The 12,574-nt window shown below is 70.0% G+C and carries 14 protein-coding genes and 3 tRNA genes; 10 read left to right on the forward strand and 7 right to left on the reverse strand.

Translation table 11 applies throughout. The annotated features are described in order from the left end of the window. Window positions 1-47: 47 nt before the first annotated feature. Both hpt and tilS read right to left on the reverse strand, forming a co-directional pair. Window positions 48-599: a hypoxanthine phosphoribosyltransferase gene (gene hpt / locus BLR68_RS14345; RefSeq protein ID WP_018185762.1), complete on the reverse strand. Its 552-nt coding sequence runs from the start codon at window positions 597-599 to the stop codon at window positions 48-50. 9 nt (window positions 600-608) lie between these two features. Further along, window positions 609-1,604 (reverse strand): tRNA lysidine(34) synthetase TilS, encoded by a 996-nt coding sequence (tilS, locus tag BLR68_RS14350; protein ID WP_018185763.1) that lies wholly within the window; start codon window positions 1,602-1,604, stop codon window positions 609-611. A 173-nt stretch (window positions 1,605-1,777) separates the two neighbouring features. Here tilS and BLR68_RS14355 point away from each other — a divergent pair, with 173 nt between their 5' ends. Continuing rightward, window positions 1,778-2,311, forward strand: a complete 534-nt coding sequence (locus BLR68_RS14355; RefSeq protein ID WP_018185764.1) for an inorganic diphosphatase — start codon at window positions 1,778-1,780, stop codon at window positions 2,309-2,311. A gap of 65 nt (window positions 2,312-2,376) precedes the next feature. Here BLR68_RS14355 and BLR68_RS14360 read toward each other — a convergent pair whose 3' ends face one another. Then, on the reverse strand, window positions 2,377-3,840 hold the full coding sequence (locus BLR68_RS14360; RefSeq protein ID WP_018185765.1) for a M23 family metallopeptidase: 1,464 nt from the start codon (window positions 3,838-3,840) through the stop codon (window positions 2,377-2,379). A gap of 212 nt (window positions 3,841-4,052) precedes the next feature. On the opposite strand from BLR68_RS14360, the gene BLR68_RS14365 reads away from it, so the two are divergent. The 3 genes from BLR68_RS14365 to BLR68_RS14375 all read left to right on the forward strand — a co-directional run bounded on the left by BLR68_RS14365 (window position 4,053) and on the right by BLR68_RS14375 (window position 4,375). Then, a tRNA-Glu gene (locus BLR68_RS14365) sits at window positions 4,053-4,125 on the forward strand. Window positions 4,126-4,146: 21 nt separating this feature from the next. After that, window positions 4,147-4,220, forward strand: a tRNA-Asp gene (locus BLR68_RS14370). Between the two features lie 82 nt (window positions 4,221-4,302). Next, window positions 4,303-4,375, forward strand: a tRNA-Phe gene (locus BLR68_RS14375). A gap of 90 nt (window positions 4,376-4,465) precedes the next feature. On the opposite strand, the gene BLR68_RS18015 is transcribed toward BLR68_RS14375, so the two are convergent. From BLR68_RS18015 to BLR68_RS14385, 3 genes are all read right to left on the reverse strand, one after another. Then, window positions 4,466-4,612: a hypothetical protein gene (locus tag BLR68_RS18015; RefSeq protein ID WP_018185766.1), complete on the reverse strand. Its 147-nt coding sequence runs from the start codon at window positions 4,610-4,612 to the stop codon at window positions 4,466-4,468. A 41-nt stretch (window positions 4,613-4,653) separates the two neighbouring features. Then, window positions 4,654-5,901: a GmrSD restriction endonuclease domain-containing protein gene (locus BLR68_RS14380; protein WP_018185767.1), complete on the reverse strand. Its 1,248-nt coding sequence runs from the start codon at window positions 5,899-5,901 to the stop codon at window positions 4,654-4,656. Between the two features lie 187 nt (window positions 5,902-6,088). Continuing rightward, a complete protein-coding gene (locus BLR68_RS14385) occupies window positions 6,089-6,844 on the reverse strand; it encodes an MBL fold metallo-hydrolase (RefSeq protein WP_018185768.1) in 756 nt (251 codons plus the stop codon). A gap of 42 nt (window positions 6,845-6,886) precedes the next feature. Here BLR68_RS14385 and BLR68_RS14390 point away from each other — a divergent pair, with 42 nt between their 5' ends. Then, entirely contained in the window at window positions 6,887-7,483 is a 597-nt protein-coding gene (locus tag BLR68_RS14390; RefSeq protein WP_018185769.1) for a class I SAM-dependent methyltransferase, read from the forward strand. 2 nt (window positions 7,484-7,485) lie between these two features. Here BLR68_RS14390 and BLR68_RS18225 read toward each other — a convergent pair whose 3' ends face one another. After that, window positions 7,486-7,620: a hypothetical protein gene (locus tag BLR68_RS18225; protein ID WP_256335408.1), complete on the reverse strand. Its 135-nt coding sequence runs from the start codon at window positions 7,618-7,620 to the stop codon at window positions 7,486-7,488. A 44-nt stretch (window positions 7,621-7,664) separates the two neighbouring features. Here BLR68_RS18225 and BLR68_RS14395 point away from each other — a divergent pair, with 44 nt between their 5' ends. From BLR68_RS14395 to BLR68_RS14415, 5 genes are all read left to right on the forward strand, one after another. Further along, window positions 7,665-8,417, forward strand: coding sequence for a DeoR/GlpR family DNA-binding transcription regulator (locus tag BLR68_RS14395; protein ID WP_018185771.1), 753 nt, complete (start codon window positions 7,665-7,667; stop codon window positions 8,415-8,417). Between the two features lie 61 nt (window positions 8,418-8,478). After that, the gene (locus tag BLR68_RS14400; RefSeq protein WP_091362309.1) at window positions 8,479-10,521 is read left to right on the forward strand and encodes a bifunctional aldolase/short-chain dehydrogenase; all 2,043 of its coding nucleotides are present in this window, start codon (window positions 8,479-8,481) and stop codon (window positions 10,519-10,521) included. Between the two features lie 41 nt (window positions 10,522-10,562). Next, window positions 10,563-11,807, forward strand: a complete 1,245-nt coding sequence (locus BLR68_RS14405) for an alpha-hydroxy acid oxidase (RefSeq protein WP_018185773.1) — start codon at window positions 10,563-10,565, stop codon at window positions 11,805-11,807. 22 nt (window positions 11,808-11,829) lie between these two features. Beyond that, window positions 11,830-12,237: an NAD(+)--rifampin ADP-ribosyltransferase gene (gene arr, locus BLR68_RS14410; protein WP_018185774.1), complete on the forward strand. Its 408-nt coding sequence runs from the start codon at window positions 11,830-11,832 to the stop codon at window positions 12,235-12,237. Continuing rightward, entirely contained in the window at window positions 12,237-12,566 is a 330-nt protein-coding gene (locus BLR68_RS14415) for a hypothetical protein (RefSeq protein ID WP_018185775.1), read from the forward strand. Before arr ends, BLR68_RS14415 begins: the two co-directional genes overlap by 1 nt. Window positions 12,567-12,574: the final 8 nt, after the last annotated feature.

Consider the following 12,574-nt stretch of genomic DNA (forward strand, 5'->3'; position numbering starts at 1 on the left):
GGCGCTATGCGGGGTCTGTGCGTTCGTTTTGGGCGTACCGCGCGAATTCAGGAGTAGACGTGGGGCGCGAGGACCGCCACGTCGCGCAGGTTGCGGTACTTCTCCGCGAAGTCCAATCCGTACCCGACGACGAACTCGACCGGGATGTCGAAACCGACGTAGCGGCAGTCGATCTCGACCTTCGCGGCCTCGGGCTTGCGGAGCAATGCGAGGACCTCGATCGATGCCGCGCCGCGTGAGGCGAAGTTCTCGAGCAGCCAGCTCAGCGTCAGGCCGGAGTCGATGATGTCCTCGACGATCAGGACGTGCTTGCCCGAGATGTCGGTGTCGAGGTCCTTCCGGATCTGCACGACGCCGCTCGACTTCGTGCCGGCGCCGTAGGACGACACGGCCATCCAGTCCATCTCCATGGGGCGCTTCAGCGAACGGGCGAAGTCGGCCATCACCATGACCGCGCCCTTCAGCACACCGACGAGCAGCAGGTCCTTGCCCTCGTAGTCCGCCTCCACCCGACGGGCGAGCTCTTCGAGCTTCGCCTGGATCTCCTCCTCGGTGACGAGGACATCGGTGAGCTGGTCGGCGATCTCGGCTGCGCGCATTGCAGAAGTCTAAAGACCGGATCCGGCCCCCGTGAACTCGATCAGGGCGCCGGCGCGGCGGGCGCGGCATCCGGGCAGGTCGATCGGCCCCTGCCCCGCCCACTCGGTGACCAGTCGCGCCACCTCGAGCGTCTGCGTGCGGGTGAGCGAGACGTGGAACTCGCTGGCGACCACGTGCCGGATGATGCGGTGACGGAGTGCGGGCGGGTTGGCGGCGAGCGCGGCGACCGAGACCGCGATGCCGGCCTCGGCGGGTTCCACGATGTCCTCGATCGTCTCGTCGATCATCTCGTCGAAGGCCTCGGCGTCCTCGCGCAGCTGCGCCGCCGTGCGCACCAGTGCCTCGGCGATGCCGGGTCCGAGTTCGGCCTCGAGCATCGGCAGCACCGTCTCGCGGACGCGCACCCGCGCGTACTTCGGGTCGCGGTTGTGCGGGTCGTCCCACGGCTCGAGTCCCTGCGCCGCGCAGGCGTCCCGGGTGGTCGCGCGGCGCACCTCGAGCAGGGGTCGCAGCAGAGGGATGCCGTCGAGATCGGATGCCGCCGCCATTCCCTGCAGGCTGCCCGCACCGGATCCGCGGGCCAAGCCCAGGAGCACCGTCTCGGCCTGGTCGTCCAGCGTGTGCCCGAGGAGCACAGCCGCAGCACGCACGTCGCGCGCGGCATCCCGCAGCACGCCGTATCGCGCATCGCGCGCCGCCGCTTCGGGACCGCCCTCGGTGCCGACCTCCACCCGCACGATGAGCGGATCGAGGCCGAGCGTCGCGGCGGCACGCGCAGCGGCCGAGGCGACCTCGGCGGAGTCCGGCTGCAGGCCGTGGTCGACGGTGACGGATGCCGCGCGCAGCCCGAGCTTCGGCGCCTCGAAGCCGACCGCCGCGGCGAGCGCGAGCGAATCGGCGCCGCCCGAGAGCCCCACGATGACGACGGCGCCCTCCGGGAGGCCGGTCAGTGCGGAGCGGACGGCACGGCGGACCTCGGCGACGGCGGGATGCAGGGACGGCACCGCTCCACCGTACCGAGCGCTCCTCCGCCACCGGGCGTGCCGAGTGCAGGAGAAATCGCACCCTGACGGGCCGGGGACCGGCGTCCCCGAGCGTTTCACCCTGCGTTGGGCACACGCACCCGCGCAAGTAGGCTTGTGCCCGCATCCCACCGGACTTTCAAAGGAGCACAGGTATGGGCGCGTACGACGCCGTCATCGAGATCCCGCGCGGCAGCCGCGTGAAGTACGAGGTCGACCACGGCACGGGCCGCGTCTTCCTCGACCGCGTTCTGTTCACCCCCATGGGGTACCCCGCGAACTACGGCTTCTTCGAGAACACGCTCGGCGAGGACGGCGACCCGCTCGACGTGCTCGTCCTCCTCGACCGCGAGATCTACCCCGGCGTGCTCGCCAAGGTCCGTCCCGTCGCCGTCCTCAAGATGAGCGACGAGGCCGGCGGCGACGACAAGGTCGTCGCGGTCCTCGCGAAGGACCCGCGTTGGGCGCACATCCAGGATGTCGACGACATCGACGAGTGGACCAAGGGTGAGATCGGCCACTTCTTCGAGCGCTACAAGGACCTCGAGCCCGGCAAATGGGTCAAGGTCGACGAGTGGGCCGGTGCGGCCGAGGCCGAGCGCCTCGTGTCCGAGGCCTTCACGCGCTTCGACGAGCACGAGGGCGAGACCCGCACCCAGGGTGAGGGCGAAGCGCCCAACAGCCTCTGAGGCTCACAACGAGAAGGTCGGATGCCGCGCGGCATCCGACCTTCGTCGTTTCGGGACGCTGAGCGTCAGACGCTGATGCCGCGGGCGCGCAGGAAGGGTGCCGGGTCGACGCGGATGCCGCCGCGGTAGACCTCGAAGTGCAGGTGGCAGCCCGTGGAAGCGCCGGTGCTGCCGATGTAGGCGATCGTCTGGCCGGCACGGACGTAGTCGCCGTATCCGACTGCGTAGCCGCCGTCGATGATGTGCGCGTAGCCGGTGATGGTGCCGTCGCTGTGGCGCACCTTGATGAAGTTTCCCCAGCCGCCGCTGTAGCCGGCGAAGACGACGGTGCCGGAGGCAGCCGCGTAGATGGGCGACCCGCACGAGCTGGCGAAGTCGATGCCGCGGTGGCCGCTGGCCGTGCAGCCGCTGGGCGTGCAGATGCTGCCGCGGACGCCGAACCAGGAGCTGATGTAGCCGTGGGCGGGGCGCACCCAGCCGGATGGCTGCACGACTCCACCGCTGCCGCCGCTGCTGCTTCCGCCGCCGGAGGAACCGCCCGACGACGATCCGCCACCGCTGGATCCGCCGCCGTTGTTGTTGTTCTTGGCTTCTTCTTCGCGGCGACGCTTCTCTTCCGCAAGACGACGCGCTTCCTCCTCGCGGGCTCGGCGAGCGGCCTCCTCGCGGGCCTTGCGGGCGGCTTCTTCACGGCGCTTGCGCTCGGCCTCGACGCCGGCTTTGTACGCGGTGACGGTCTTCGCGGTGGTGTCCTGCAGGGCCTGCAGCTGCGCCTCGAGCACTTCGCGGTGCTCGTTCTGCGCAGCCAGGGCAGCCTGTGCGGCCTGCGCGGCATCCTGCGCGGCCTGCATCTTCTGCTCGGCCTCGACCTTGCGCTTGTCACGCTCGTCGCGGGCGACCTGCGCCTGCGCAGCGAGGCTCTTCGCGCTGTCGCGCGCGCCGACGGCTTCGGCATACACATCGCGGTTGGCATCGACGAGGCGATCCATCGTGCCGAGGCGGCCGAGGAGGTCGTCGGCGCTCGCGGAGGAATCCGAGAAGAAGAGCTCGAGGGTGGCATCACCCTTGCCGGAGCGGTACTGCTCGGCGGCGAGCACACCGAGCTTGCCGGCGGCGGCCTTGGCGCGCTTCTCCTCGGCGTCGGCCTGCGCCTGACGCTGATCCGCAAGCGCTGCAGCGTCTTCGTACGCGATCAGGGCGTCCTGATATTCGGCGCCCAAGCGCTCGGCCTCGGCCTGCTTGACGGTGACGTCGTTTTCGAGAGACGAGATGAGGTTCTGGATGCGGGTGATCTCGGTGCCCTTGGACGCCTCGTTCTGACGCGCCTTCTGGACGTCATCCCAGCTGGGGTAGGACGTGGCGGCGAAGGCCGGGAGGGCGAAGCCGAGACCGGTGGATGCCGCGGCCACACCGAGGACGCCGAGGCCCAGGGCGTTCCGCCTGCTGATGCGCGACGAAAACGACCGCGTCTCTTCGGCGGTGGGCGCGCAGCCGCAGTCGGCTCCGGTCGCTTCGGGCAGGTCGGTCACTGCACACACCCTTCCCTCGGCCAGATGGCGTGCTGATCCGCCCATCACAGTAGCAACACTGTTCACATTCGTCACAGGTCGAGACCGAGAGGGGCACCGCCATCCTGCCCCCGATTCCCCCGTCCGAACGGTGGGCGCGCCCTCGATTCGCACATTCGCGAGGGATCGCATATGCTTGACCCTCGGTAAGCGTGATCCCCCCGGGGTCGCTCGGCCCCATCGTTTAGCGGCCTAGGACGCCGCCCTTTCACGGCGGTAGCACGGGTTCGAATCCCGTTGGGGTCACTCCCACAATTTAATAAGCATGGCCCTGTAGCGCAGTTGGTTAGCGTGCCGCCCTGTCACGGCGGAGGTCGCGGGTTCAAGTCCCGTCAGGGTCGCTCCGAGCGACAGGCCCTTGTCTTCAGCTTCTGTTGAATTCACGGGCCTTTCGTCTAGGACATGGCACTTCTGATGCCATGCGGCTCTGTAGCTCAGTTGGTAGAGCGCACGACTGAAAATCGTGAGGTCACGGGATCGACGCCCGTCGGAGCCACACGAACCGTCGTTACAACGGTTCTAGGAACCCTCGCGAAGCTTCTATTCGCGGGGGTTTCGCCTTTTCCGGGCGACGAGCCCCGGCCGCTCAGCCCGCGTCGACCCGCTGACCCTCCGTGGCGCGACGCGCTTCCTGGATGCCGTGCGCGACGGCCTTGCGGATCACCCAGTAGAGGACGTACGAGCCGGCGGCGAACACGGTCACGAAGAGCACGGCGCTCGTCAGGGGATCCATGCGACCAGTGTGGTCGCCACCGACTCGTCTGTCGACCGTCGCTACTCGCAGCCGACGCCGTCGCCGTCCCGGTCGAGGTGCTTCGCGTACCCAGGGTCGCCTCGGCGCACGGGGGCGGCCCCGGCTTCGCGGGCCGCGGTGCAGTTCTTGTAGTACACGTCCGCCGGCGGCGCAGGCTTCGCGGGCGCAGGCGCGGGCTTCGGCTCCTGCGTCGGCTGAGGCTTCGGCGTCGTTGCGACGCTCGGACTGGGCTTCGCTGCAGGCTCGGCCTCGATCGCCATGGCGCCCGCGGCGTAGTCCGACGCCAGCAGCTGTTCCGTCGGGCACCCCGTCAGGATGCGCTCGATCGCGTCGCGTTCCGCCTGCGTGATCCACAGCTCGTAGGCGACCTTCACCGAGACCTGCCTCGCGACGTACGAGCAGCGGAACTGCGTGTTCTTCGGAAGCCAGGTCGCGGCGTCGCTGTCGCTCTTCTGCGCGTTCGCGGCACCGTCGACGGCGAGAAGGTTGAGCGGGTCGTTCCCCAGGGTCTCGCGCTGGTGCGCGGTGAGCTGCTGCGCACCTTTCTGCCAGGCATCCGACAAGGGAACGACGTGGTCGATCTGCACGAGCGACGAGGTGTCCTCGCCGCGCTCGAACGCGACGCGCTCGCCCGTGAACGGATCGTCGAGGATGCCGGAGGTCACGACGCATCGCCCGTCCTTCTGCGCGCCCGCGAGGTCGCGGGCGAGGACGTCGTCGCGCTGCCCGCATCCGTTGTGGTCGATGTCCTTCCAGCGCTGCCCGAACTCGTCGCGGTCGTAGCCCGTCTTGGGGGCACGCCCCTTCACCTCGAGGGTCTCGAGAGCCGCCAGAGCCGTACCCGGCTCGGGCGTGACGGTGTCGGCCGGAGCCGGGGACTCCGGCTGATCTTCACCGACCGCGACCGCCTCGTCGGCCGCCGGGGATGCCGGCGCGAAGGCGACGGGCGCCTCGTCCACCGTCGTGTGCGCCCGCGACAGGACGAGGTTCGCCATACCGGCTGACAGCAGCGCGACGACGACGGAGATGATCAGCGCACGTGCGGCGGTGGTCGGCGTCCTGAACCGCAGGAACGTCGGGGTCTTCTTGCCGAGTGAGACTCCCGCGGTGATCGCGACGGCGACGGCGAGGGTGCAGATAATCGGCGAGAGGACGATGATCGCGATCACCAGGACCAGTGCGAGAGCGATCCACCAAAGCTTCCTGTGACGCCCCGTCTTCACGATCGTGGTGTCCGAGGCCGCACGGGGCGGGGTCAGCGAGGGCATGGTGGTGCTCCTTCGAGCGAGGGAAGACCGCACGAAGGGCGCGCGAGTACTGAGCGAACTGGCCACGGATCCGCGGCAGCGGCAGAAGCCGGAGCGTCGTCCGGCGGGACGGTCTGGTGTCGCCGGGACGGGGCTGGAACAGCCCGTCGTCCTCGACCGTATCCCGACGTTCGGGCGGCCCCGCTGATCAGACAGTCAGCGTGTCGCCGTCCTCCGGAACGTGGACGGCCGCGGTGATTCCCTGCGCCTCTGCCGTCGCGCGCACATCGGCGCGGGTCACGGTGCAGTGGTCGAGCGCCTCCATGTGGACGGCGACGATGCGGGCGTCCGGGGCGAGGCCGTGCACCCGCACGACGTCCTCGGCACCCATGAGGATCGGGTCCAGGCCCGGGAGCACGGCTTCGCCCGTGTTCAGGACGACGACGTCCGGCCGGTGGGCGGCGAGCGCCGCCTCGACGGCCGGGTGGTAGACGGTGTCGCCGGCGACGTAGAGGGTCGGTTCCGCGGAATGCGCGATGACCACCCCCATGACCTCGCCGAGTCGCGGGGCCGCGGCGAGCGTCGCGTCGGAGCCGTGCTGCCCGCCCGTGCGCGTGAAGGTCACGCCGCCCAGCGTCGTCTGCTCGTCGAGGACGATCACCTGAGTGAAGCCGGCATCACCGATCACCGCGGCGTCCTCGGCGTGCTGAACGAGAACGGGAACCTCACGCGGCAGGAGCGCGGCGGCCGCGGCATCCCAATGATCGGAATGCGTGTGCGTCACCACCACGATGTCGGGCTCGAGAAGGTCCGCAAGCGGGACGACGAGGTCGACCAGCGGATTGCGGCGCTCACTGGCGAAGCCGGGCTGCGAGCCCCGCGCACCCAGCATGGGATCGACGAGGATGCGGATGCCCCCGACCTCGAGCAGCATGGTGGCGTTGCGGACCTGGGTGATCTTCACCCCGGGATCGTCTCACGTGGGCGGCCTCGATAGCCTCGCAGGATGACTCGCACGACCGCCGCGTACTCCCGCCGGGCGACGGAGTACGTGGACGCGCTGGGATCGGTGAGCGCGATGCACCACGCGGATCGCCACCTCATCGAGACGTGGGGAGCCGCGGCATCCGGCCGCCTCATCGACGCGGGCTGCGGGCCGGGGCACTGGACGCAGCACCTCGCGGAGCGGGGCTCCGACATCCGCGGGATCGATCTCGTGCCGGAGTTCATCGACCACGCCCGCGCGGCCCACCCGGGCATCCGGTTCGACGTCGAGAGCATCGAATCGATCGACGAGGCGGATGCCGCGCTCGGCGGCATCCTCGCCTGGTTCTCGACGATCCACCACGAGCCGTCGACGATCGCGGTTCCGCTTATCGAATTCGCGCGCGTGCTGCGTCCGGGTGGATCGCTGCTGCTCGGCTGTTTCGACGCGGACGAGACGGAGGCGTTCGACCACGCCGTCCTTCTCGCGTTCCGATGGAACGCAGACGACCTGCAGCACATTCTCGAGAGTGCAGGGTTCGACGTCGTTGCCGTCCACCGCCGCGCCGAGCGCGGAGCGCGACCCGTCGCGGCGATCATCGCCGAGCGCCGCCCCTGATCTCAGCGCGGCTCTGTCACGCGCACGAGCCCGCAGTTGAGGCACGACCACGCGACCGTGAACCGCTCGTCGTCGAGGATCTCGAACCGCAGCGGATCCCCGCAGGTGGGGCACATGACCCCCGGACGCTCGCTCACCATTCGAGCCTAAGGTCGCCGCGGCACCCGGTTACCCTGATCGCATGCCGCAGTTGCTCAGCGCCGAACGGCGGTCGCTCCTCCTCGAGATGCTCGCCGAGTCCGGCAGCGTCCGACTCGAGCCGGCCGCCGAGGCGCTCGGCGTCTCGGCGATGACCGTCCGGCGCGACCTCGACGACCTCGTCCGCGAAGGGCTCGCGCGGCGGGTCCGCGGCGGCGCGGTCGCCGCCATCGTCCCGCAGGACTTCACCGCCCGGATCGCCGCGCGCGGCGGCGCGAAGGCCGAGATCGCCCGCAAAGCGCACGACCTGCTCCCCCACGGCGGTGCCGCGGCGATGGATGCCTCCTCCACCGTCGGCGCACTCATCTCGACCCTCGACGACAGCGGCGAGCTCCTCGTCGTCACGAACTCGTACGACAACCTCCGCGCAGCCCAGGGGCGACCCGGCGTCGACGCGATCCTCCTCGGCGGCCGCCTCGAACCCCGCACCGGCAGCTTCGTCGGCGCGCAGGCGTGCGAGAGCGCGAGCCGCTTCCACTACGACCGCTTCTTCACGAGCGCCGCCGCCCTCGACCCGGCGTTCGGTACGAGCGAGACGACCCTCGAAGAAGCCGAGGTCAAGCGCGTCCTCTCGACCCACGCCGACGAGACCGTCGTGCTCGCGGACTCGTCGAAGCTCGAGCGGCTCGCCGTCGCTCGGGCCCTTGCCTGGACCGACGTCGACCTGCTCGTGACCGAGCTCGACCCCGCCGACGAGCGGCTCTCCGCCTTCCGGGGGCTGGTCGACATCCGCTGAGCCTGTTAGATTGTGAAAGGTTTCACAAGATCTTTCACGTCTGAGCCTCGCAGGAGAGTCGATGTCCCCCACGCCCACGGCCGCCGCCGAACTCATCGCGCGCAGCAATCGCCTCGGATCCGACCCCAGGGTCACCAACTACGCGGGCGGAAACACGTCCGCCAAGGGCACCGACACGGACCCCGTCACCGGCGAGCCCGTCGAGCTCCTGTGGGTCAAGGGCTCCGGCGGCGACCTCGGCACCCTGAAGCCCGAAGGGCTCGCCGTCCTCCGCCTCGACCGCATGCGCGCCCTCGTCGACGTCTACCCCGGCGTCGAGCGCGAGGACGAGATGGTCGCCGCCTTCGACTACTGCCTGCACGGCAAGGGCGGGGCGGCCCCCTCGATCGACACCGCCATGCACGGACTGGTGGATGCCGCCCACGTCGACCACCTGCATCCCGATGCCGGCATCGCCATCGCCACCTCCGCCGACGGCGAGAAGCTCACCGCCGAGATCTTCGGCGAGAAGGTCGCCTGGGTCCCGTGGCGCCGCCCCGGCTTCCAGCTCGGCCTCGACATCGCCGCCATCAAGTCCGAGAACCCCGACGCGATCGGCTGCATCCTCGGCGGACACGGCATCACCGCCTGGGGTGACACGTCAGAAGAGGCGGAGCGCAACAGCCTCTGGATCATCGAGACCGCCCAGGCCCACATCGACGCCCACGGTGCGCCGCAGCCCTTCGGCGGCATCCGCTCCGGCTTCGAGGCGCTGTCGGAGGAAGAGCGTCACGCGAAGGCCGCGGCGCTCGCCCCGACGATCCGCGGGCTCGCGTCGACGGACAAGCCGATGGTCGGCCACTACACCGACAGCGACGTCGTCCTCGACTTCCTCGCCTCCGAGAAGGCTCCCGCGCTCGCGGAACTCGGCACGAGCTGCCCTGACCACTTCCTGCGCACGAAGGTCAAGCCGCTCATCCTCGACCTGCCGGCATCCGCGTCCGTCGAGGACTCGATCGCGCGCCTTCGGGAACTGCACGCGGCCTATCGCGCCGACTACCAGGCCTATTACGACGCGCACGCAACGGCGGACTCCCCCGCGATCCGCGGCGCCGACCCGCTCATCGTCCTCGTCCCCGGCGTCGGCATGTTCAGCTACGGAGCGAACAAGCAGACCGCTCGCGTCGCCGGCGAGTTCTACGTCAACGCGATCAACGTCATGCGCGGCGCCGAGGCCCTCTCGGCCTACGCCCCCATCTCCGACGCCGAGAAGTTCCGCATCGAGTACTGGGCGCTCGAAGAGGCGAAGCTGCAGCGGATGCCGAAGCCCAGGACGCATCAGGGGCGCATCGCGTTCGTCACGGGCGCGGCATCCGGCATCGGCAAGGCCATCGCCACGCGACTCGCCGCCGAAGGCGCGTGCGTCGTCGTCGCCGACCTCGACCTCGAGAAGGCACAGGCCGCAGCCGCCGAGCTCGGCGGGACCGACGTCGCCATCGGCGTCGCCGCGAACGTGGCGGATGCCGCGGGTGTGCAGGCCGCGATCGATGCGACCGTCCTCGCCTTCGGCGGTGTCGACCTCGTCGTCAACAACGCGGGCCTGTCGCTGTCGAAGCCGCTGCCCGAGACCACCGAGAAGGACTGGGACCTGCAGCACGATGTCATGGCGAAGGGCTCGTTCCTCGTCGCGAAGGCCGCCGCGAAGGCGCTCATCGAGCAGAAGATGGGCGGCGACGTGATCTACATCTCGTCGAAGAACTCCGTCTTCGCCGGCCCGAACAACATCGCCTACTCGGCGACGAAGGCCGACCAGGCCCACCAGGTGCGTCTGCTGGCCGTCGAGCTCGGCGAGCACGGCGTGCGCGTCAACGGCATCAACCCCGACGGCGTCGTCCGCGGGTCGGGCATCTTCGCCGCCGGCTGGGGCGCCAACCGCGCCGCCACGTACGGCGTCGAGGAGAAGGACCTCGGCCAGTTCTACGCGAACCGCACGATCCTCAAGCGCGAGGTCGTCCCCGAGAACGTCGCCGACGCCGTCTACGTGCTGACCGGACCGGAACTCTCACGCACGACCGGGCTCCACATCCCCGTCGACTCCGGCGTCGCCGCCGCGTTCCTGCGTTAATCCCGGCCCGCGTCGGATCACTCCAGAGGAGGATGGTTGCCATGGTGCAGCGTCAATTCCCGAAGCCGGTCGAGCTGCTCGAGCTCATGCAGTTCAAGAAGCCCGAGCTGAACGGCACGAAGCGACGGCTGGATGCCGCGTTCACGATCGCGGACCTCCGCACGATCGCGAAGCGACGCACCCCCAAGGCCGCGTTCGACTACACCGACGGCGCTGCGGAGGGCGAGACCTCGCTCGCCCGCGCCCGCCAGGCGTTCGAAGACGTCGAGTTCCACCCCGACGTCCTCCGGCCTGCCGAGAACGTCGACACGTCCGTCGAGATCCTCGGCGGACCGTCGGCGCTGCCGTTCGGCATCGCACCGACCGGCTTCACCCGGCTGATGCAGACCGAGGGCGAGGTCGCCGGCGCGGGTGCGGCGGGGGCCGCCGGCATCCCGTTCACCCTGTCGACCCTCGGCACGACCTCGATTGAGGGCGTGAAGGCGGCGAACCCGCACGGACGCAACTGGTTCCAGCTGTACGTGATGCGCGAGCGCGAAATCTCCTACGGCCTCGCGAAGCGCGCCGCCGAGGCCGGGTTCGACACCCTGCAGTTCACCGTTGACACCCCCGTCGCCGGCGCACGCCTGCGCGACAAGCGCAACGGGTTCTCGATCCCGCCGCAGCTGACGCTCGGCACGATCGTCAACGCGATCCCGCGGCCGTGGTGGTGGATCGACTTCCTCACCACCCCGAAGCTCGAGTTCGCGTCGCTCTCAGCCACCGGCGGCACCGTCGGCGACCTGCTGAACGCGGCCATGGACCCCACGATCAGCTACGAGGACCTCGAGATCATCCGCGGCATCTGGCCCGGCAAGATCGTCATCAAGGGCGTGCAGAACGTCGCCGACGCGAAGCGCCTCATCGACCACGGCGTCGACGGCATCATCCTGTCGAACCACGGTGGGCGCCAGCTCGACCGCGCGCCGATCCCCTTCCACCTGCTGCCCACCGTGGTGCGCGAGGTCGGCAAGGACGCGACGATCATGGTCGACACCGGCATCATGAACGGCGCCGACATCGTCGCCGCGATGGCGCTCGGGGCGAAGTTCACCCTCATCGGCCGCGCCTATCTCTACGGCCTCATGGCCGGCGGGCGGGCGGGCGTCGACAAGACGATCGAGATCCTCCGCAGCGAGATCGAGCGCACCATGAAGCTGCTCGGCGTCGCCTCGATCGCCGAGCTCGAGCCGCGGCACGTCACGCAGCTCACGCGCCTCGCGCCGATGCTCCGTTCCGACGCCTGATCCGCCGCGCTACCCTGGCGCGGTGAGCGCAGCCGACGAGACCGGTCCCTTCTTCCACGGCACGAAAGCCGACCTCGACGTCGGCGATCTGCTCACGGCGGGGCGACGCTCGAACTACCGGCCGTCGATCGTGATGAACCACATCTACTTCACCGCGCAGCGCGACGGCGCCGGCCTCGCCGCCGAGCTCGCGGCGGGCGACGGTGAGCCGCGGGTCTACCGCGTCGAGCCGACCGGCCCGTTCGACGACGACCCGAACGTGACCGACAAGAAGTTCCCCGGCAACCCCACGCGCTCGTATCGCAGCACCGATCCGCTCCGCGTCGTCGGCGAGGAGGCGGGCTGGCCGCGCCTCAGCCCCGAGGCGCTCGCGGACTGGAAGCGCCGCATCGCCGCGATCGAGGAGTCCGGCGGCGAGATCATCAACTGATGAGCGACGTCGTCCGCTTCTGCCGCAGTCGCAACGCCGGTCGCCGCTGCACGCGCCCGCTCGACCACCCGGGCCTCCACCGCCACCGCACGATCATGTGGACGGATGCCGCGGCCGACCCGTCCCGCTGCCCCGGGTCCAGCAAGCCGAGCTCCCCCGCCGCCGCGCTCGCGGACGGGTGGCCGCACGGCCGCGCCCTGTGCCCCGTCTGCCACCGCTTCGTCCCCCTCGTGGACGGCCTGCTCGAGGAGCACGTGAGCTCGGACGAGGACGAGACGGATGCCGAGGCATCCCGTCGTCGCGAATGGCTCAACACCCACGGGTGGTGACGGCCCTC

Origin of the sequence: Microbacterium sp. 77mftsu3.1, assembly GCF_900100525.1 — a bacterium.
GTDB classification, from domain to species: Bacteria; Actinomycetota; Actinomycetes; order Actinomycetales; family Microbacteriaceae; genus Microbacterium; species Microbacterium aquilitoris.

Coding starts and splice junctions, on each gene's coding strand:
- hpt (WP_018185762.1), bottom strand. CDS start 599: ATGCGCGCAGCCGAGATCGCCGACCAGCTCACCGATGTCCTCGTCACC.
- BLR68_RS14355 (WP_018185764.1), top strand. CDS start 1,778: ATGGGCGCGTACGACGCCGTCATCGAGATCCCGCGCGGCAGCCGCGTG.
- BLR68_RS18015 (WP_018185766.1), bottom strand. CDS start 4,612: ATGGATCCCCTGACGAGCGCCGTGCTCTTCGTGACCGTGTTCGCCGCC.
- BLR68_RS14380 (WP_018185767.1), bottom strand. CDS start 5,901: ATGCCCTCGCTGACCCCGCCCCGTGCGGCCTCGGACACCACGATCGTG.
- BLR68_RS14390 (WP_018185769.1), top strand. CDS start 6,887: ATGACTCGCACGACCGCCGCGTACTCCCGCCGGGCGACGGAGTACGTG.
- BLR68_RS14395 (WP_018185771.1), top strand. CDS start 7,665: ATGCCGCAGTTGCTCAGCGCCGAACGGCGGTCGCTCCTCCTCGAGATG.
- BLR68_RS14400 (WP_091362309.1), top strand. CDS start 8,479: ATGTCCCCCACGCCCACGGCCGCCGCCGAACTCATCGCGCGCAGCAAT.
- BLR68_RS14405 (WP_018185773.1), top strand. CDS start 10,563: ATGGTGCAGCGTCAATTCCCGAAGCCGGTCGAGCTGCTCGAGCTCATG.
- BLR68_RS14415 (WP_018185775.1), top strand. CDS start 12,237: ATGAGCGACGTCGTCCGCTTCTGCCGCAGTCGCAACGCCGGTCGCCGC.